The following is a 16977-nucleotide window of genomic DNA, read 5'->3' on the forward strand; positions in this document are numbered from 1 at the left end:
ACATGAGATGCGGTAGGTCACAGCCGTGCATAGGCTCGACCCGTACGGTGCCTGATGGGATCGCCCATGGTCTTCGACCTCCTGCTCATCGCCCTCGCCATCACGCTGGACCCGCTCCCTCTCATGGCGTTCGTCCTGGTGGTGGCATCCGTCAAGGGCGTTCGGACAGGGCTCGCCTTCATCGCGGGATGGATGACGTGTTTCGTCGCGGTGATCGCTCTGGTCCTGACGGTGACCGGCGGGCAGCCCCCGGAGCCGAGGTCGCCTCCGTCCACGGCACAACTCGCGGTCAAGGTCGCCATCGGAGTGTCACTGGTCGTCTACGGCGTCCACAGGCGCCGAAGGGCCGGTCGCCACGATCCGTCCGTCGCCGTCGCCTCGCCGCGGAAGGGCAGGTCGTCCTCCTTCCTCACCTCCCGGATAGACCGCGGCGCGCTCTGGCCGGCGGCGGGGCTTGCGATCCTTCTGCAACCGTGGGGGCTTGTCGCCGCCGGCGCCGTGACGGTGATGGAGGCCGACGGCTCCGACCCCACGACCTGGCCGATACTGGCCGGGTACTGCATCGTGGCGACCGCCACTCTGCTCGCCGCGGAGCTGTATGTCGTCTTCAAGCCGGCGTCTGCCCAACACCGACTACGGGAACTGCGCTCCTGGATGCAGGGCCACGCGGAACCGGCGATCGTGTACGGCAGTGTCGTGGTCGGCCTGTTGCTTGCGGGAAAGAGTGCCTACGCGCTGGCCCAATGAGGTCATGTCCGGCGTGGCTCGGCTTGCCCGCCGAGCGCGTGGTCCAGGTCGCGAGCCGGCACTGTCGCCACCCGCGGAACGGGAGCTAGGACCATCCCGCCACCGTGTAGAGCATCCCGGCGATCCAGCCGAGCCCCGCCAGCACGGCAAGGACCAGCGCGGCCGTCACGGCACGCTCGACGGGACGGTTGGGATCGGCGAGGGGCTTCGGGGCGCGGTGCGTCGTCATGGGGCACAGCCTGCCGACGGGCGCACCGCACCCACATCCGTACGAGTACTCAGTCCGGCTACTCAGATCACCCGTCGAGCGGCTCGGGCGGCCGGCCGCCCAGCGCGTCCGCGATCCGGTCCCGCACGGCGGGATCGGCCGCGGCGGCGAGCCGCCAGGCGAGGGGACCGATCTGCCACCCCGCGTGGTGGTCGAAGAACGGAGGAGGCCCGGCCTCGTTGTGGGCGACCTTGCCGACCAGCTCCGCGAGGCGGAACACGATCCGCTGCTCCTGCGTGAACTGCTCCTCGTCCGCCCATCCGCGGCGGACCAGCTCGAACACCTCGCGTCCACGGCTCCACCGGTCGCGGTCCCCCGCGAACTCCAGGGCCGCCTCGATCTCCGGCGTCCGCCCCTGCCCTGTGGCCGCCGCCCGGAGCACATGGCCCGCCCAGGTCACCGGGTCGGACTGACGCTCGAACAGGGTGCGTCCCCACGACCGGGTGGGGTCCGCCGCCGCACGGTCGGCCAGTGGTTTCCTCGGGGCGGCAGCCTCCCGCAATGCCTTGCGGCACAACGCGTCCGCCCTGCGGGTGGTCTCCGGGAGGCGGTAGGCGGGGGTGAGCGCCAGCGTGTGGGCGCAGGCGTTGTCGAGGCTCACGCGATGGCCGACCGAGACGAAGACCGGCTTGACGGAGTCCCGGGTGCGCAGCGCGCGGCCGACCTCCTCGGTGTCCGCGAGGAGGGGTGCGCTGCTGCCGCGCGGGGCGGCCGGGTCGTCATGGGCGAAGGCGAAGGGGTTCTTCGCGACGCCGATGGAGGGCAGGCCCGTCAGGACGCCGAGGTGGCTGGCGAGGCCGAAGCGGCGCGGGTGGGCCAGGCCGTAGCCGTCGCAGACGACCAGGCCGGGCGGGCACGGCAGGGCGTCGAGGGCCGCGAGGACCGCGGGGATCTCGCGGAAGGCGAGCAGTCCGGGGACGTACGGGAAGGAGATGCGGCCGACGGCCGTCGCCTCCGCGACGACCTCCAGCGTCGCCGCATCGAGGACGACCGCCGCGGCCGCGACGACGTCCCGCTCGTCGTCGTACGCCACGTCGACGCCGGTGATCTGGCCGGTGCCCGGCGGCGGTCCCGGCTCGTCGAGCACCACCTGTGTCCGCAGTTCGTCCTGTACGGCGCGGGCCTGTTCCTCGGTCGCGGGCCAGCCGGCGGGGATGGGTACGGTCGTCATGATGGGGACGAGCGTACGGCCCTGAGCCCCCGCGACGGCGGGAGGATCCTCGCCGTCGCCGGGGACGGGGTACTCAGCCCTTCTTCGCGTTCAGCGCGCGCTGCAGCTGCCCCTTGTTCATGTTCGAACGGCCCTCGATACCGCGCTGCTTGGCCTCGTTGTACAGCTGGTCGCGGGTGGGGCCCTGGGAGCCCTGGCCGGACCGCTGGCCACCGCGCTTGCCGGATGACATGTCCTTCGTGGAGCTGCGGCTGGCGGACTTGGACTCGCCGGACCGGGCACGCTCCTTGTTCACCGTCCGCGCCGCGATCTCCTTGGCACGTCCGGTGCTCTCACCCCGGTCCTGCGCGCTCTTCTTGATGTGCTCGTACTGGCGCTCACGCTTGGAGCTGGAACCTGCGGGCATGCTCGCTCACTCCCTTCGCACTCCGCGACCGGGTACCCGCTTCACCCCGTGCGTCACCGCTCCAGACGAGCCACCCTCCCTTGCTCCCCCGCCGCCCAGCAGCCCAGGTCCGCCGTGCAGTCCACGGTGTCGTACGAGCCCGTGTCGACGGTCCGCCAGGTGCGGCCGCCGTCGGTGGTCAGGTCGGTGCCGGTGGGGCCGACCGCGAGGGCCGCGGTGCGGCTGTGCGGGAGCCAGGCGGCGCCGGACCGGTAGGCGGGCGGCGGGGTGGCCGCGGGCTGCCAGGTGCGGCCGCCGTCGGAGGTGCGGGCCGCGGCCTGCGGGGAGGTCTGGTCGGGGCGGTAGTCGCCACCGACCGCGAGGCCGTGGGTGCGGTCGCGGAAGGCGAGCGCGAAGACGCCCTTCGCCGGGTCGCCCGCCGGGACCGGTGTGTCCGCGGCCGTCCAGGTGAGTCCGCGGTCGGCGGAGTGCAGCACGCGCGCGCGTGCACCGCCACCGGTGGCCAGCCAGACGTCCGAGGGGCCGGAGGCGACCAGGCACTGCCCACTCGCCGCGAAGCCCGCCTCGCCGTCCAGCGCGGCCGGCATGCCCTCGCTCGGGAGCACCTTCCAGGAGCGGCCCCCGTCGCCGGTCGACAAAATGCGGAACCTGCCGTCCACCGGGTCGCTCACGGCGAGGCCGTGGCGGCGGTCGAAGAAGGTGAGGCAGTCGTAGAAGGCCTTGGTGTCGGTGTTGCGGAAGGACTCCGTCCAGGTCTCGCCGCCGTCGTCGGTGCGGTACACCCGGGAGGCCTCGCCCTCGCCGATGGCGAGCACGACGGCGCGCCGCGCGTCGAACGCCTCGATGTCCCGGAACTGCAGGTCGGCGGCGCCCGGCGGCGAGACGTTCCGCCAGCTCGCCCCGCCGTCGGTGGTGCGCAGCACGGTGCCACCGGTTCCGGCCACCCAGGCGGTGTCCCGGCTGACGGCCGACAACCCCCGGAAGCGCACGCCACTCGCGCCGGTGTCCTTGAGCTCCCAGTGCGGCGCCCGGTGCCCGGGCTCCTGGGCCTGTGCCGGTACGGCGGTCAGGGCGGCCAGCGCCGCCGAGCACACCACCCCTGCGGCCACCGTCCGAAATGTACGTCTCATTCGTCGCGTGTTCCCCATGCGCCTCATGGCGGGCGAAGCTAGCCGACGCCCCGGACGCAGTCCAGACGGCGGCCCTCGTCACAACTGCCCGTCGGTGCACGGGAAATGGACTGCGTCACTCCTGTGCATGAATGCGGTGACGCAGGTCACTCGAAAACGGTGTGCACGGATTGGCTGATTCCAGCGTCTCTAGCAGTGCCCGACCCGATCCACCCGGAAGCCCGTCCAGACGTCACAAGGGAGCAAGGCGTTGTCCACCGTCATCGAACAACCCGTGGAGGCTCGCCTCGTCGCCGCCGCGCCGCGCATGCCGAGCATCCCGGCGAAGCTGCACTACGACCGCAGCGACCCGTTCGCGGTCCGTATGACCTTCCCGGCCCCGGCCACGCTGGAGGGCGTGGAGGTCTGCTGGACGTTCGCCCGCGAACTCCTCGCGGCCGGTCTGCACCAGCCGGAGGGCCACGGCGACGTGCGCGTACGGCCGTACGGCTACGAGCGCACCGTCCTGGAGTTCCACGCCCCCGAGGGCACCGCCGTCGTGCACGTCCGGTCGCACGAGATACGCCGGTTCCTCGACGCCACGAGCGCCCTGGTGCCCGTGGGTCTGGAGCATCTGCAGCTGGATCTGGACCATGACCTGGCGGAGCTGATCCGGGACGCGTGCTGAGCGCTCCGCTGGGTGGGACGGGACAGGCAGCTGTTTGTCTGCGGGTCCGTTGTGGCTGGTCGCGCCCCGCGGCGGAGCCGCAAACACCGCGCCCCTTGGGCCCGTTCAGCGCACCGGCAGCGGTTCGTTGAGCTCGGTGTAGGCGAGGGCAACCGCCAGCGACTCGTGTGCGGCCAGTTCGGGATCGGCGGGGCGCCGGGGCCCGCTCCGAAATGACGTCCACTCCGCCCGCGTCCCTGAGGAAGGTGTCGATCCGGGCGTTGACGAACAGCGGCACACACTCTGCGCGTCGGAGGCCTTGCGGGCGGCCGCGATCCGGCCTCGTACGGCGCGTCCTCGATGTCCATCCCGACCGCGCCCGCGGCGAGCACCGTACGCATCATGTCGGCGAGGGCCGGGTCGCGGACCGGTCGCCGTCCGCCGATCCGAGGGCCGAGGAGAGGCCCGCGCTGGTGGTGGCGACCGCGGTGGCGCGGAGAGGGTTCTCGGTCGTCATTCGGGCACACTCAACCAGCCGCTGCCGGGCGGCGACCGGCAGGAATCCGACATCTGCGTGAGGTGCCGGGTGCGGCTCAGTCGCCCGTCGCCGTGGCGACCGCCGTCAGCGCCGCGGTGAGCGCGGTGTGCACCTCGGTGACGACCTTCCGCAGCGCGGGCGCCGCCGCCCCGCTGCGCTCGGTCAGTTCCGCCACGCGCGCGTGGTGGCGTCTGCTGTCCCTGCCCGGCACCAGCGTGGGCAGTTCCGCGGCTGCGGCGAGGGCGACGACGGCCGCGTCCCGGTCGGAGACCTCCGCAACGGGCACCGGGCCCTCCAGAACCTGCCGCGCCTCCTCACGCAGCGCGTCCACGACGTCCGGCCGCGCCAGCACGTGCTCCACGCTCGGGAAGACCCCGAGGACCCGCTTCCGCTCCGCCCGCAGACACCCCTGCGCCGTCAGTTGCTCCCGTACGGCGTCGAGGGTCACGCGCGCGTGCAGTGTCACCCAGGTCTGCCAGCGGTGCGGCCGGGACTCGCGGACCAGTTCGAGGAGTCCGTCGAGGACGGCGTCCCCGGTGAGGGAGTCCATGTCGGCGGGGGTTGCGATGCCGTCCTCGTCGACCAGCAGCCCGCGCCGGGCCAGTTCGGTGAGGGCGCCGGCCCGCACGAGGTGGTGGAGGCGGGCGGCGGCGGTGACCTCGGCGGTGTCGGTGTCCCAGGCCAGCAGATAGAGCCGGGCGGGCAGGGAGAGCGGGCCGTTGGACACGGGGACTCCTTCGTGCGGTGAGGGCGGGATCACGTTAATCCGTTGACAGCCCGCCCACCGCCTCCTACGGTGTACAGCGGTTCTGTTGCCGTCGATTGGAGAAGGACGTTGCTCGACTGAGGTCTTGAGACACCGTGTCACACACGTGAGGTGTGTGCGCTGCGTGCGACCTCGGCGTTCGAGCCGTCCTGGCGGAACAGGGCTTTTTTCATGCCCGTGGGCTCTCCTCTCCCGCTGCAGGTCTCCGGTGTCTCTCTACGCGTTTGCCCCTGACCGCACCAAGCAACCGCGAGGCCCGCATGTCTACTTCCATCACTTGTACGTCCCTGTCCTTCACCTGGCCCGACGGCACCCCCGTCTTCGAGGGCCTCGATGTCGCCTTCGGTCCCGGCAGGACGGGGCTCGTCGGCGTCAACGGGTCCGGGAAATCGACCCTGTTGAGGCTGATCGCCGGTGAGCTCACCCCGGCCGACGGCGCCGTGCGCGTCGCGGGCGAGGTCGGTTACCTCCCGCAGAACGTCACGCTCGACACGCACCTGCGCGTCGACGAGGCGCTCGGCATCGCCGTGCAGCGTGCCGCGCTGCACGCCATCGAGGCGGGCGACGTGGCCGAAAAGCACTTCGAGACCGTCGGCGACGACTGGGACGTGGATGAACGCGCCCTCGCCACGCTCGGCGAACTCGGGCTCGGTCACATCGAGTTGGACCGCACGATCGGCGAGGTGTCGGGCGGCGAGTCGGTGCTGCTGAGGCTCGCCGCGCTGCTGCTGCGCCGCCCGGACGTCCTGCTCCTGGACGAGCCGACCAACAACCTCGACCTGTACGCGCGCAAACGGCTGTATGCGGCCGTCGAGTCCTGGCCGGGAGTGATGGTCGTGGTCAGCCACGACCGCGAACTCCTGGAACTGGTCGACCAGATCGCCGATCTGCGTTCCGGGGAGGTCACCTGGTTCGGTGGCAACTTCTCCGCCTACGAGGAGGCTCTCGCCACCGAGCAGGAGGCGGCCGAGCGCATGGTGCGGGTCGCGGAGGCCGACTTCCGCAAGCAGAAGCGCGAACTGGCCGACGCACAGGTCAAGTTGGCCCGGCGCAAACGGTACGGGCAGAAGATGTGGGACCAGAAGCGCGAGCCGAAGATCGTCATGGGGGCGCGCAAGCGCGCGGCACAGGAGTCCGCGGGCAAGCACCGCATCATGCACGAGGAGCGGCTCACCGAGGCGAAGGAACGGCTCGACGAGGCGGTGGACGCCGTACGGGACGACGACGAGATCCGCGTCGACCTGCCTTACACGGCCGTACCACCGGGCCGCACGGTCCTGACCCTCATGGACCTGGAGCTCGCGTACGGCGCGCGCGTGGCCGGTGGGCTCGATCTGCACGGCCCCGAGCGGGTCGCGCTGATCGGGCGCAACGGCGCGGGCAAGACGACGCTGCTGCGGACGATCGCCGGGGAGCTGGCACCGGTGTCCGGCGAGGCGCACGCGCACGTGCCGCTCCGCTTCCTGCCCCAGCGGCTCGACGTGCTCGACGACGAGTTGTCGGTCGCCGAGAACGTGGCCCGGTTCGCGCCGACCGCCACCAACAACCGGGTCCGGGCGCGCCTGGCCCGCTTCCTGTTCCGGGGCGCCCGCGCCGACCAGAAGGCGGCCACCCTGTCCGGCGGCGAACGCTTCCGGGCGGCCCTGGCCGCCTTGATGCTGGCCGAACCCGCACCGCAGCTGCTGATGCTCGACGAGCCGACGAACAACCTCGACATGGCGAGCGTGCGGCAGCTGACGTCGGCCCTGGAGTCGTACGAGGGGGCGCTGATCGTGGCCAGCCACGACCTGCCGTTCCTGGAGTCGATCGGCATCACCCGGTGGCTGCTGCTGGACGGCGAACTGCGGGAGACCACGCCGGAGGCGATCGGATAGCTCCCGACCCCGCATCTCAGGAGGGGCACAGCCTGGCAACGAGGGTTTTGCCGTCATGGATCGGGGTTGCATGATGGCGGACCGGGTGTCGCGTCTTGGGCGCCCGGTCTGCCGTCCCGCCGATTCGGAGTCCCGTCGTGCCCAGCAAGAAGGCCCTCGTCCGCCGTCCGAGCCCCCGCCTCGCCGAAGGGCTGGTGACGCACATCGAGCGGGAGAAGGTCGACTTCGATCTCGCGGTCGAGCAGTGGGAGGCGTACGTCGAGGCCCTGCGCGAGCACGGCTGGGAGACGATCGAGGTGGACCCGGAGGACGACTGCCCGGACTCGGTGTTCGTCGAGGACACGGTCGTCATGTACAAGAACGTCGCGCTGATCACCCGCCCCGGCGCCGAGTCCCGGCGGGACGAGACGGCCGGCGTCGAGGAGGCCGTCGCCCGCCTGGGCTGCTCGGTGAACTGGATCTGGGAGCCGGGCACCCTGGACGGCGGCGACGTCCTGAAGATCGGCGACACGATCTACGTCGGCCGGGGCGGCCGCACCAACGCGGCCGGTGTCCAGCAGCTGCGGGCCGCCTTCGAGCCGCTGGGGGCGCGGGTCGTCGCCGTACCCGTGAGCAAGGTGCTGCATCTGAAGTCGGCGGTCACGGCGCTGCCCGACGGGACGGTCATCGGGAACATCCCCAAGGTGGACCGGCCGTCGCTGTTCCCGCGCTTCCTGTCGGTGCCCGAGGAGTCGGGCTCGCACGTGGTGCTGCTCGGCGGCAGCAAGCTGCTGATGGCGGCGAGCGCGCCGAAGTCGGCGGAGCTGCTCGCCGACCTCGGTCACGATCCGGTCGTGGTGGACATCAGCGAGTACGAGAAGCTCGAGGGCTGTGTGACATGTCTCTCGGTGCGGCTGCGGGAGCTGTACGCCTGACGGGCATACCGGTCACCCTTCCAGCCCTGGGACCTGCGGTCCTGGGGCTTTCCGGCATTCCTTGGAAGTCCTACGAAACACGGCCTGATCAGGGATCTTTACACCGCACTTAACCTACGGCTTCGTAACCTACGGTTTCGTAGCCTACGATCCCGTAGGTTCCGGCACCGCTCGCCGGTCCATCCCCCTTTGCTGCTCGTCCCCATGGAGTTCCCGTGACGATCACTTCGCCGCACCTCGGCAGCCCTGCCGTCTGGACCGACGCCAAGCTGCTGTACGCACTGGAGGAAGTGGTCGAGACGGAACTGAACCGGCATCTGAAGGTCGCCAAGGACTGGATGCCGCACGAGTACGTGCCCTGGTCGGACGGCCGTAACTTCCCCGGTCTGTTCGAGGACGGCGAGGCCTGGGACAAGGAGCAGTCCAAGGTCACCGAGATCGGCCGTATCGCGCTGGTGGTGAACCTGCTCACCGAGGACAACCTGCCCAGCTACCACCACGAGATCGCCTCGCTGTTCGGCCGTGACGGCGCCTGGGGCACCTGGGTGCACCGCTGGACGGCGGAAGAGGGCCGGCACGGCATCGTGATGCGCGACTACCTGCTCGCCTCGCGCGCGGTGGACCCGGACAAGCTGGAAGCCTTCCGCATGCAGCACATGTCGGAGGGCTTCGAGTCCGACAACCGCCACTCGATGCTGCACTCGGTCGCCTACGTCGCCTTCCAGGAGCTCGCCACCCGCGTCTCGCACCGCAACACCGGCCACCAGTCGGGCGACCCGGTCTGCGACCGCATGCTGGCCCGCATCGCGACCGACGAGAACCTGCACATGGTCTTCTACCGCAACCTGCTCAAGGCGGCCTTCGAGCTCGCGCCCGACCTCACCATGCAGGCCGTGCGCGACGTGATCGTCAACTTCCGGATGCCCGGCCACGGCATGCCCGGCTTCGAGCGGGCCGCCGCGCAGATGGCGATCGGCGAGGTCTACAACCTGCGCATCCACCACGACGACGTGCTCCAGCCGGTCCTCCGCTTCCTGAAGATCATGGAGATCGACGGCCTCGGCCCCGAGGGGCAGCAGGCCCAGGACGAGCTCGGCCTATTCCTGGGCGGGCTGGACGCGGAGGCCCTGAAGTTCGACGAGAAGCTGGCGGCACGCAAGGCGCGCATGGCGGCACGCGCCGCGGGCTGACACCCCGCCTGACAGCACGCGCGGGCTCGCCGGTACGCATTCGTCCCGGCGAGCCCGCGCCGTCACGTGACCTTCAGTCCCCCGACTGCCGGGCCCGCACCGCAGCCTCCTGGTCCCGGTAGTACGGGCGCCAGATCAACCGGTACACGCGCGTCCAGCGCGGGATGGACCGCACCCCGGGGATGAAGGGCACCATCAGCAGGCCCAGGCTGAGCACGGCCATCAGGCCCCAGATCAGGGCGTCGGCGTTACCCGACGACTTGAAGGGGTCGATCTGGTACCAGAACGTGTAGAGCCAGAGCCACGCCTGGCCCGGGTAGTTCCCGGTCTCGTTCATCATTCCCCACTGGTCGCCGCCCAGGTGCTGGGCGCGGGCCAGGGACTCCAGGTAGGAACCGTCGGAGAGGAAGAGCAGGGGGCGGGTGTAGTCGGTCTGGTAGAACTTGCCCCCGGCCTCCAGCTGCCCGTCCAGGGCACCGGACCTGGCCAGGCCCAGCAGGCGCGCGGTGAGGACGGGGACGGGCCCGTAGTCGCCGCCCGCGACCTTGGCGGGGTCACCGCCGGGCGCCTTGGCCAGGGCGTCGGAGTAGGCCTTGGTCCACGCCTGCTGCCGGGAGGCCGGGGCCGCGGACCAGACGGCGAGGGCCGCGCGCACGCCGGGCGGCTCGGGGGCCTCGGTCAGCGGACGGAGCACGAAGTCGTCGGCCGTGTCGATCGGGATGCGCACCCCGGCGGCGCTCTGCAGCCCGAGCGGACCGAGCTTCTGGGCCGCGTCGGGCGTGTGGTTGTACGGCGGTCCGTACTCGGCCGTTCCGCTGGTGCCGCCGAGTTCGGCGACTGCCGTGGCCGTGAAGTCCACGCCGGCCGCACGCGACCAGGAGGCCAGGGTCACCGGCCTGTCGTCGGGCGAAGAGAAGACAGCGGCCAGACCGGCGGTGAGGAGCGCGACCACCACCAGGGCGATCGTGAACTCCTTGACCAGGTCGTACGGCCGGGTGGGGAAGTCGGCCGGGTCCGGCAGTGCGGACTTCTCGGATCGTCGGCGCATCACGACACCTCCGCCGGTGCGGGTGCGGCCTCGGCGCCTGCCGCGGGATCGGTCGCCCCGATCGGCGGCACGATTCCGCGCCGCCGGACCAGCAGGACGTGCCAGGCGGTCAGCAGCCCGAGGACGAAGGGAAGCAGCACGATGTGCCACATCAGCATCTGCCCGAAGTCCAGCACGTTGAAGAACGCACCGATACCGACCGAGTTCAGCCCGTCCTTGGCCTGCCCGGCGATCCACTGCGAGTCGAAGTTCTGCTGGACGAGGTAGCCGGTGAAGGCGGTACCGATCGAGGCGAGGAAGCACACCACGCCCGTGACCCAGGTCAGGGCCCGTCGGCCGCGCCAGGCTGCCATGAAGAACTTGCCCCACAGATGGATGACCATGAAGAACATGAACAGCTCGACACTCCACAGGTGCAGGCCGTTCACGTACTTGCCCGTCGACGAGACATGCCACCACGCGGGCCCTCTCAGCGCGAGCACCCCGCCGGTGACGAGCACCACGATCAGCGAGGCCAAAGTGAGCACGCCGAAGACGTAGATCCACGAGGCCATGTACGCAGGCTGGGTGTCCGGCAGCAGCTTGTCCGGGGGCAGTGCCGAGACCGCCCGACGCCGCACCGCTCCGGTCCAGCCGCCCTCAGCGGACTCGTTTCCCCGCGGCCCGGTGGCCGCGCCGTGCTCGCCCGGGTCACTCATCGGCGGCCTCCGGGAAAGGGCAGCAGCAGGGCGACGACGAAGACGACCAGCATCACTCCGATGACCACGAGGTTCGCGACGGACAACTGGATCACGCCCCAGTGCACATAGCGCCCGGTTCCGTTGAGATCGATGGGTGCTGCGAACGCACGGCCGTGCGACAGCAGGAGTCCTGTGATTGCCATGGTCTGTGTCCCCATCCGCTCTGCATCGCTATGTCGAGCGAAGCGCTTCGTAGAGCGGTGGGCATCCGGGATCGCCCGGACCATGGGCTACAAGGCCCAACAAGATCATGCTTCGGAGTCGGCGTTCCGTCGGCTTTCGCCGCACCCCGGGGATCGTCGGCCATGCGGGTCGCGGAATGCGGCCCCCGGCGTGGGGTTCGTCGGGATCCGCCCCACGACGTCCCCGGTTCGTCTCGAACAGGTCATCCAGCTCGAAACCGTCCCGCCCAACCCCCGACCCGCAATCCCTCGAAGGTGGTGCTCCGCCGGGACGCGGCGTGTCAGTGTGCCGTCCGCCTGAGCTCCAGGCGCTCCTTCTCCGACAGGCCGCCCCAGACGCCGAAGCGTTCGTCGTTCTGCAGGGCGTACTCAAGGCAGGCCCGGCGCATCTCGCACATGCCGCAGATGCGCTTCGCCTCACGCACCGAGCTGCCCGGCTCGGGAAAGAAGAAGTCCGCCCCCGTCTGCGCGCACAGCGCCTGGGCCTGGGCCTGCCAGGCGAAGTCGGCCGGGGTGATGGTGTCGATCTGCATGGACGAGATCGTGCCGCGAGCCGAAAAACGTTCGATCAACGAGTCATCAACGCCGCCCTGCGGGCCCCGGCCACCTTGATGGTGGCTCCCCGACACATCACCGCGCACGGCGGCGCGCGGAAACGCGGCGGAAAGACGGCTCCGGCAGCGATTGTCAGTGGGCGGTGCAAGACTCGGCAGTGCAGAGAACGGGACCCTTCCGAGGAGGGCGAAGATGCTCACCACCCGTTTCGTCAACGGCGCTCCCAACTGGATCGACGTCGGCACCTCCGACATCGACGGCGCCATCTCCTTCTACGGCGGCCTCTTCGGCTGGCGGTTCCAGTCGGCGGGGCCGGACGCCGGCGGATACGGCTTCTTCCAGCTGGACGGGAGGACCGCGGCGGGCGGTATGCAGACCACGCCCGAGCAGGGCCCGCCGTCCTGGACCGTGTACTTCCAGAGCGGGAACGCCGAGGCCACCGCCAAGGCGGCCGAGCAGGCGCACGGCAGTGTGCTGATGCAGCCCATGGACGTGATGGGCGAGGGACTCATGGCGATCCTCGCCGACAAGGCGGGCGTGCCGTTCGGCATCTGGCAGCCCGGCCGGACCAAGGGCGTCGACGTGGCGAACGAGACGGGCGCCCTGGCCTGGGTCGAGCTGTACACCCCGGACATCGCCGCGGCCGCCTGGTTCTACCACGAGACGCTCGGCCTGGAGACGGCGGCGGTGGACTTCCCGGGCGGCACATACACCACCCTCAACCCGGCCGGGGGCGGCGAGGACTCCATGTTCGGCGGCATCGTCCCGCTCGCCGACGACCCGTCGGAGGACCGCGCGTACTGGCTGCCGTACTTCGAGGTCGCCGACACGGACGCCACGGTCGCGAGGGCAAGGGAGCTGGGCGGCGAGATCCGCGTCCCCGCCACGGACATCGAGGGCGTGGGGCGCTTCGCCAAACTCGCCGACCCCTACGGCGCCCGCTTCGCGGTGATCAAGAGCGCACCGCCGCAGACGTGAGGATGTGACGCGGCCGAACGGTCATACCGGCGGGACGGCCGCGCGCGCCTGGTCGACCGCGGCAGCCAGCTGCTGCTGCACATTCTCGGGCAGCGGCCTGCCCTGAACGGTGCCGACCAGGTCCTGGGCCAGGAGATGCAGCTTGGTGTTGGTGTTCTGGGAGGCCGTGACGAGCACGGTCCACGCCACCTCGGGGCTCAGGCTGAAGGAGGCCATCAGGATGCCGCGGGCCAGATCTATGGAGGGCCGGGTCTGCATCGCCCGTCGCAGCTCGGCGACCTCCTTGCGCAGCTCCTGATCGACCGCCTCCGGCGCGCCCGGAGTGTCACCTGCGGCATCCGCCTCGTTGCCCTCCGCACCGCAGCCGGGGTGCACGAACAACTCCCGGGCGCCGGTCAGCTCCAGCAGCCGGTCGACCGAAGGGCCGCTGGCGGAGATGGTGACCGTCTTGCCCTCGTCGAGCGCCTTCCGTCGCAGACCGAGCAGAAGGTTGAGACCGGAGCAGTCGCAGAAACCGATGGCGCTCAGGTCCAGGTCGATACCGCTCGCCGAGCTGTCCAGGGCCTCGGCCAGGCCGCGTTCGAGCTGCCGGCCGCCGTGGTCGAGTTCACCGCACACCCGCACGTTCATGCGATCGCCGTCCGGCATCACGTCGATCGTCACCAGGCATGGCTGCGCGGCCTGCGCAGACTCCGGCATGGCCTCTCTCCCTCGAGTGCTCGTCCGTCTCCGTTCCCAAGGTTCCCCTCTTCCCTCATACACGTCAAGAAATACATGAAATCCAGTACGTCCTTTTGAATTCGTGAATCGCGTCTCGCTACAGTTGGGACATGGATGGAGTGCCCGAGCCACACACCGGATGGACGTTCGTCACCAATCACGCGCGCGTGCTGGCGGCCATCGCCGACAACCCCAGTGCCCGGATCCGTGACATCGCCGCGCACTGCCGCCTCACCGAACGCGCCGTCCAAAAGATCATTTCCGACCTCGAACAGGCCGGATATCTCTCCCACACCAGGGAGGGACGCACCAACACCTATCGGATCGATCCCAGCCAGGTCCTGCGCCATCCCGCCGAGGCCGGACTGACCGTGGCGTCGCTGCTCTCGCTGCTCGTGCAGAACGAGGCGGACCGCTCCACCAGCTCCCCCAGCGACACCCGGTCCCACGCGACGACCTGACCGCACCACGGGCGTTCACGGCGCCCCGTGTCGACATGCGGCTCAGGCCGAGGCCCGTCGCACCAGTGTCGTCGGCAGCACGACGCCGGCCGGTTCATCTGCGACGCCCTGGTCGGTGCCGCGGGCACCGAGGCGGCTCAGCAGCAGCCGGGCCATCAGCCGGCCCATCTCCTCGATGTCCTGACGGACCGTCGTCAGCGGCGGATCGGCCTGCTCGGCGACGGGCAGCATGTCGTCGAAGCCGATCACGGCGACGTCCTCGGGCACCCGCCGCCCGCACTCACGCAGCACGCGCAGCGCACCCGCCGCGGTGAGGTCGTTGGCGGCGAACACGGCGTCCAGGTCGGGGCACCGCTGGAGGAGTTCCCGCATCGCCCGCTCACCACCGGCCGGGGTGAAGTCGCTCTCGACGATGAGCCCCGGGTCGGCGTCGACCATGACATCCCGGAAGCCGTCGAGCCGGTCCGCCGCGGACGTCTGGTCGAGGGGGCCGGTGATGTGCGCGATCCGGGTGCGGCCGAGACCTACGAGATGACGTACGGCCTCACGGGCGCCGCCGCGGTTGTCGCTGTCGACGTACACCACCCCGCTTCGGCCGTCGCTCCAGCCGGGCCGCCCGCCGAACACGGTCGGCACACCCGCGTGCTGGATCAGCCCGGGCAGCGGGTCGTCGAGGTGCAGGGAGAAGACGAGCGCGCCGTCGACATGGCCCCCGGCCAGGTAGCGGCCGACGCGGGCGTGGTCGTCGCGACCCTCGGTGAGCAGCAGTACGAGCTGGTTGTCGTGGGCCGTCAACTCCTTGCTGATGCCCCTCAGTTGCAGCGCGAAGAAGGGGTCGGCGAAGACACGGGTCTCCGGCTCCGCGATGACCACGGCCACGGCGTCGTGCCGTCTGGTCACGAGGGAGCGGGCGGCCTGGTTGGGCACGTATCCGAGTTCCTCGACCGCACGCCGGACCCGCGCGACCAGAGGCTCCCGCACTCCGTCGCCGCCGTTCACCACGCGTGAGACGGTCGCCCGTGACACGCCCGCCCGGGCGGCCACGGCCTCCAGTGTGGGGCGCGGTGCGGTGTCGGTCACTTCGAGCTCCTCGTCGGCGGGTGCCGATCAGGATAGCTCCGGGTGGACGAGGGTGAAGAGAGCGCTCTCAGTGCTGGTGCGGCTCGTGACACCAGCCAGAAGGCCGGCCCGGCAGTCCGGGATCGGCAGGCCCGGTCGGACCGAGGGCCATCGGAAGATCTTCGACGGGACGGCAGCCTCCCTGGCCAGGTGGGAGCGGGTCGGCGGTGGCTCGTTCGCCCTGAACCCGGACGGTTCGATCACCAGCGGCACCGCCAAGGACGGTCGGGGCATGCTCTGGTTCCCGCAGCGCGAGTACGGCGACGGCGACATGTACAAGACGGGCTCGATCTACGCCTTCGACCGGGTCGGGCCGGCCGGCGCCAGGCGTGGCGTCACCCAGAAGGGCACCGCGCTCGGACGACCCCGGCACGGACGGTCGGGGGTTCGCCTCCGGTCGCATCGGGCTGCAGTGGCACAGCACGACGGATGCGATCTCCTGCCAGGACATCCGGATCAAGGAGTTGTGGCGTCCGGAGGAGGCGCTTCGGCCTTCGCCTCAGGCGCCTCCTTCTTCGCCCTGCTCGGCTGCACCCGCTTCGGCTCGCCCGGCATCTTCGGGTACTCCGGCGGGTACGGCAGATCGCCCAGCCCGTGGTCGTGCTCGTCGCGGCGGGCGAGTTCGAGCAGCGTCTCCAGCGAGAAGCGGCGGTCGTCCATGTCCGCGTGCACATCGCCGAGTTCGGCGAAGCGCGCGGGCATGGTCGCGATGTCGAAGTCCCGGGGGTGGGCGACCCCGACCTCCTCCCAGGTCAGGGGCGCCGAGACCGGGGCATGCGGGCGCGGTCGTACGGAATAGGCGGACGCGATGGTGCGGTCTCGGGCCGTCTGGTTGTAGTCGACGAAGATGCGTTCGCCCCGCTCCTCCTTCCACCACTTGATGGTCACGTGGTCCGGCATCCGGCGCTCCAACTCCCTGCCCACCGCGATGGCGGCGCGCCGGACCTGGGTGAAGGTCCAGCGCGGCTCGATCGGCACGAAGACATGCAGGCCGCGGCCGCCGGAGGTCTTGGGGAAGCCGCGCAGGCCGCCGAACTCGTCGAGGACGGCGCGCAGTTCGTGGGCGGCGCGGACGGCGTCGTCGAAGTCGGTGCCGGGCTGCGGGTCGAGGTCGATGCGGAGTTCGTCGGGGCGGTCGACGTCGTCGCGGCGCACCGGCCAGGGGTGGAAGGTGAGCGTGCCGTACTGGGCGGCCCACAGGACGGCGGCCTCCTCGGTGGGACACATCTCGTCGGCGCTGCGGCCGCTGGGGAAGGTGATGTGGGCGGTCGGGATCCAGTCGGGCATGTTCTTGGGCGCCCGCTTCTGGAAGAAGTTCTCTCCGGTCACCCCGTCCGGATAGCGCTCCAGGGTGGTGGGGCGGTTGCGCAGGGCACGCAGGATGCCGGGGCCGACGGCGATGTAGTACCGGGCGAGGTCCAGCTTGGTGAAACCGCGCTCCGGGAAGAAGATCTTGTCCGGGCTGGACAGGCGGACGGTGCGGCCGCCCGCTTCCAGTTCCACCGCTTCGCCCATGCGGCCACG

18 protein-coding genes and 2 pseudogenes are annotated in these 16977 nt (G+C 70.7%); 8 read left to right on the top strand and 12 right to left on the bottom strand.

The features are described from left to right. The first annotated feature begins 66 nt into the window (after positions 1 to 66). Positions 67 to 747, top strand: a complete 681-nt coding sequence (locus ACWDAG_RS01510; RefSeq protein WP_450693539.1) for a GAP family protein — start codon at positions 67 to 69, stop codon at positions 745 to 747. Between the two features lie 85 nt (positions 748 to 832). Here ACWDAG_RS01510 and mmpA read toward each other — a convergent pair whose 3' ends face one another. From mmpA to ACWDAG_RS01530, 4 genes and pseudogenes are all read right to left on the bottom strand, one after another. Further along, a complete protein-coding gene (gene mmpA, locus ACWDAG_RS01515) occupies positions 833 to 976 on the bottom strand; it encodes a morphogenic membrane protein MmpA (RefSeq protein ID WP_351468599.1) in 144 nt (47 codons plus the stop codon). Positions 977 to 1502: 526 nt separating this feature from the next. Beyond that, positions 1503 to 2186, bottom strand: a pseudogene (locus ACWDAG_RS01520) (endonuclease V); the annotation flags it as partial. A 73-nt stretch (positions 2187 to 2259) separates the two neighbouring features. Next, positions 2260 to 2592 (bottom strand): plasmid stabilization protein, encoded by a 333-nt coding sequence (locus ACWDAG_RS01525; protein WP_123968762.1) that lies wholly within the window; start codon positions 2590 to 2592, stop codon positions 2260 to 2262. Positions 2593 to 2645: 53 nt separating this feature from the next. After that, complete coding sequence (locus ACWDAG_RS01530) at positions 2646 to 3722, bottom strand: WD40/YVTN/BNR-like repeat-containing protein (protein WP_450693540.1); 1077 nt, start codon at positions 3720 to 3722, stop codon at positions 2646 to 2648. A 250-nt stretch (positions 3723 to 3972) separates the two neighbouring features. Between ACWDAG_RS01530 and ACWDAG_RS01535 the strand changes: the two genes are divergently transcribed. Continuing rightward, positions 3973 to 4389, top strand: coding sequence for an SsgA family sporulation/cell division regulator (locus ACWDAG_RS01535; protein ID WP_450693541.1), 417 nt, complete (start codon positions 3973 to 3975; stop codon positions 4387 to 4389). A gap of 572 nt (positions 4390 to 4961) precedes the next feature. On the opposite strand, the gene ACWDAG_RS01540 is transcribed toward ACWDAG_RS01535, so the two are convergent. Beyond that, entirely contained in the window at positions 4962 to 5633 is a 672-nt protein-coding gene (locus ACWDAG_RS01540; protein ID WP_450693542.1) for a GOLPH3/VPS74 family protein, read from the bottom strand. 299 nt (positions 5634 to 5932) lie between these two features. Between ACWDAG_RS01540 and ACWDAG_RS01545 the strand changes: the two genes are divergently transcribed. The 3 genes from ACWDAG_RS01545 to ACWDAG_RS01555 all read left to right on the top strand — a co-directional run bounded on the left by ACWDAG_RS01545 (position 5933) and on the right by ACWDAG_RS01555 (position 9650). Further along, complete coding sequence (locus ACWDAG_RS01545; RefSeq protein WP_450693543.1) at positions 5933 to 7546, top strand: ABC-F family ATP-binding cassette domain-containing protein; 1614 nt, start codon at positions 5933 to 5935, stop codon at positions 7544 to 7546. Between the two features lie 137 nt (positions 7547 to 7683). Further along, entirely contained in the window at positions 7684 to 8460 is a 777-nt protein-coding gene (gene ddaH, locus ACWDAG_RS01550; protein ID WP_450693544.1) for a dimethylargininase, read from the top strand. 215 nt (positions 8461 to 8675) lie between these two features. Beyond that, the gene (locus tag ACWDAG_RS01555; RefSeq protein WP_450693545.1) at positions 8676 to 9650 is read left to right on the top strand and encodes an acyl-ACP desaturase; all 975 of its coding nucleotides are present in this window, start codon (positions 8676 to 8678) and stop codon (positions 9648 to 9650) included. 73 nt (positions 9651 to 9723) lie between these two features. On the opposite strand, the gene ACWDAG_RS01560 is transcribed toward ACWDAG_RS01555, so the two are convergent. From ACWDAG_RS01560 to ACWDAG_RS01575, 4 genes are all read right to left on the bottom strand, one after another. Next, the gene (locus tag ACWDAG_RS01560) at positions 9724 to 10698 is read right to left on the bottom strand and encodes a hypothetical protein (protein ID WP_450693546.1); all 975 of its coding nucleotides are present in this window, start codon (positions 10696 to 10698) and stop codon (positions 9724 to 9726) included. Then, the gene (locus tag ACWDAG_RS01565) at positions 10698 to 11396 is read right to left on the bottom strand and encodes a cytochrome b N-terminal domain-containing protein (protein WP_450693547.1); all 699 of its coding nucleotides are present in this window, start codon (positions 11394 to 11396) and stop codon (positions 10698 to 10700) included. Before ACWDAG_RS01565 ends, ACWDAG_RS01560 begins: the two co-directional genes overlap by 1 nt. Beyond that, on the bottom strand, positions 11393 to 11581 hold the full coding sequence (locus tag ACWDAG_RS01570) for a hypothetical protein (protein WP_450693548.1): 189 nt from the start codon (positions 11579 to 11581) through the stop codon (positions 11393 to 11395). Before ACWDAG_RS01570 ends, ACWDAG_RS01565 begins: the two co-directional genes overlap by 4 nt. A gap of 320 nt (positions 11582 to 11901) precedes the next feature. Further along, positions 11902 to 12153, bottom strand: coding sequence for a WhiB family transcriptional regulator (locus ACWDAG_RS01575; RefSeq protein ID WP_450693549.1), 252 nt, complete (start codon positions 12151 to 12153; stop codon positions 11902 to 11904). A gap of 214 nt (positions 12154 to 12367) precedes the next feature. Between ACWDAG_RS01575 and ACWDAG_RS01580 the strand changes: the two genes are divergently transcribed. Then, on the top strand, positions 12368 to 13153 hold the full coding sequence (locus tag ACWDAG_RS01580) for a VOC family protein (protein WP_450693550.1): 786 nt from the start codon (positions 12368 to 12370) through the stop codon (positions 13151 to 13153). Positions 13154 to 13174: 21 nt separating this feature from the next. Here the strand turns inward: ACWDAG_RS01580 and ACWDAG_RS01585 are convergent, their stop codons facing one another. Next, on the bottom strand, positions 13175 to 13852 hold the full coding sequence (locus ACWDAG_RS01585; protein WP_450693551.1) for an ANTAR domain-containing protein: 678 nt from the start codon (positions 13850 to 13852) through the stop codon (positions 13175 to 13177). A 131-nt stretch (positions 13853 to 13983) separates the two neighbouring features. Between ACWDAG_RS01585 and ACWDAG_RS01590 the strand changes: the two genes are divergently transcribed. After that, on the top strand, positions 13984 to 14334 hold the full coding sequence (locus ACWDAG_RS01590; protein ID WP_450693552.1) for a helix-turn-helix transcriptional regulator: 351 nt from the start codon (positions 13984 to 13986) through the stop codon (positions 14332 to 14334). Positions 14335 to 14376: 42 nt separating this feature from the next. Here the strand turns inward: ACWDAG_RS01590 and ACWDAG_RS01595 are convergent, their stop codons facing one another. Further along, positions 14377 to 15414, bottom strand: a complete 1038-nt coding sequence (locus ACWDAG_RS01595) for a LacI family DNA-binding transcriptional regulator (protein WP_450693553.1) — start codon at positions 15412 to 15414, stop codon at positions 14377 to 14379. Between the two features lie 100 nt (positions 15415 to 15514). Here ACWDAG_RS01595 and ACWDAG_RS01600 point away from each other — a divergent pair. Next, positions 15515 to 15920: pseudogene (locus tag ACWDAG_RS01600) on the top strand (OmpL47-type beta-barrel domain-containing protein); the annotation flags it as partial. On the opposite strand, the gene ligD reads toward ACWDAG_RS01600, so the two are convergent. Further along, positions 15910 to 16968 carry a non-homologous end-joining DNA ligase gene (gene ligD / locus ACWDAG_RS01605; protein WP_450693554.1) on the bottom strand — a complete coding sequence of 353 codons (1059 nt, stop codon included), beginning with the start codon at positions 16966 to 16968 and terminating at the stop codon, positions 15910 to 15912. The pseudogene ACWDAG_RS01600 and the gene ligD overlap by 11 nt on opposite strands. Positions 16969 to 16977 lie beyond the last annotated feature (9 nt).

It is taken from the genome of Streptomyces sp. NPDC001157, from assembly GCF_053598255.1.

Excerpts from the sequence above, each read along its gene's own strand:
- ACWDAG_RS01510 (WP_450693539.1), top strand. The coding sequence starts at position 67 with ATGGTCTTCGACCTCCTGCTCATCGCCCTCGCCATCACGCTGGACCCG.
- mmpA (WP_351468599.1), bottom strand. The coding sequence starts at position 976 with ATGACGACGCACCGCGCCCCGAAGCCCCTCGCCGATCCCAACCGTCCC.
- ACWDAG_RS01525 (WP_123968762.1), bottom strand. The coding sequence starts at position 2,592 with ATGCCCGCAGGTTCCAGCTCCAAGCGTGAGCGCCAGTACGAGCACATC.
- ACWDAG_RS01530 (WP_450693540.1), bottom strand. The coding sequence starts at position 3,722 with ATGAGACGTACATTTCGGACGGTGGCCGCAGGGGTGGTGTGCTCGGCG.
- ACWDAG_RS01545 (WP_450693543.1), top strand. The coding sequence starts at position 5,933 with ATGTCTACTTCCATCACTTGTACGTCCCTGTCCTTCACCTGGCCCGAC.
- ACWDAG_RS01560 (WP_450693546.1), bottom strand. The coding sequence starts at position 10,698 with ATGCGCCGACGATCCGAGAAGTCCGCACTGCCGGACCCGGCCGACTTC.
- ACWDAG_RS01565 (WP_450693547.1), bottom strand. The coding sequence starts at position 11,396 with ATGAGTGACCCGGGCGAGCACGGCGCGGCCACCGGGCCGCGGGGAAAC.
- ACWDAG_RS01570 (WP_450693548.1), bottom strand. The coding sequence starts at position 11,581 with ATGGCAATCACAGGACTCCTGCTGTCGCACGGCCGTGCGTTCGCAGCA.
- ACWDAG_RS01575 (WP_450693549.1), bottom strand. The coding sequence starts at position 12,153 with ATGCAGATCGACACCATCACCCCGGCCGACTTCGCCTGGCAGGCCCAG.
- ACWDAG_RS01580 (WP_450693550.1), top strand. The coding sequence starts at position 12,368 with ATGCTCACCACCCGTTTCGTCAACGGCGCTCCCAACTGGATCGACGTC.
- ACWDAG_RS01585 (WP_450693551.1), bottom strand. The coding sequence starts at position 13,852 with ATGCCGGAGTCTGCGCAGGCCGCGCAGCCATGCCTGGTGACGATCGAC.
- ACWDAG_RS01590 (WP_450693552.1), top strand. The coding sequence starts at position 13,984 with ATGGATGGAGTGCCCGAGCCACACACCGGATGGACGTTCGTCACCAAT.
- ligD (WP_450693554.1), bottom strand. The coding sequence starts at position 16,968 with ATGGGCGAAGCGGTGGAACTGGAAGCGGGCGGCCGCACCGTCCGCCTG.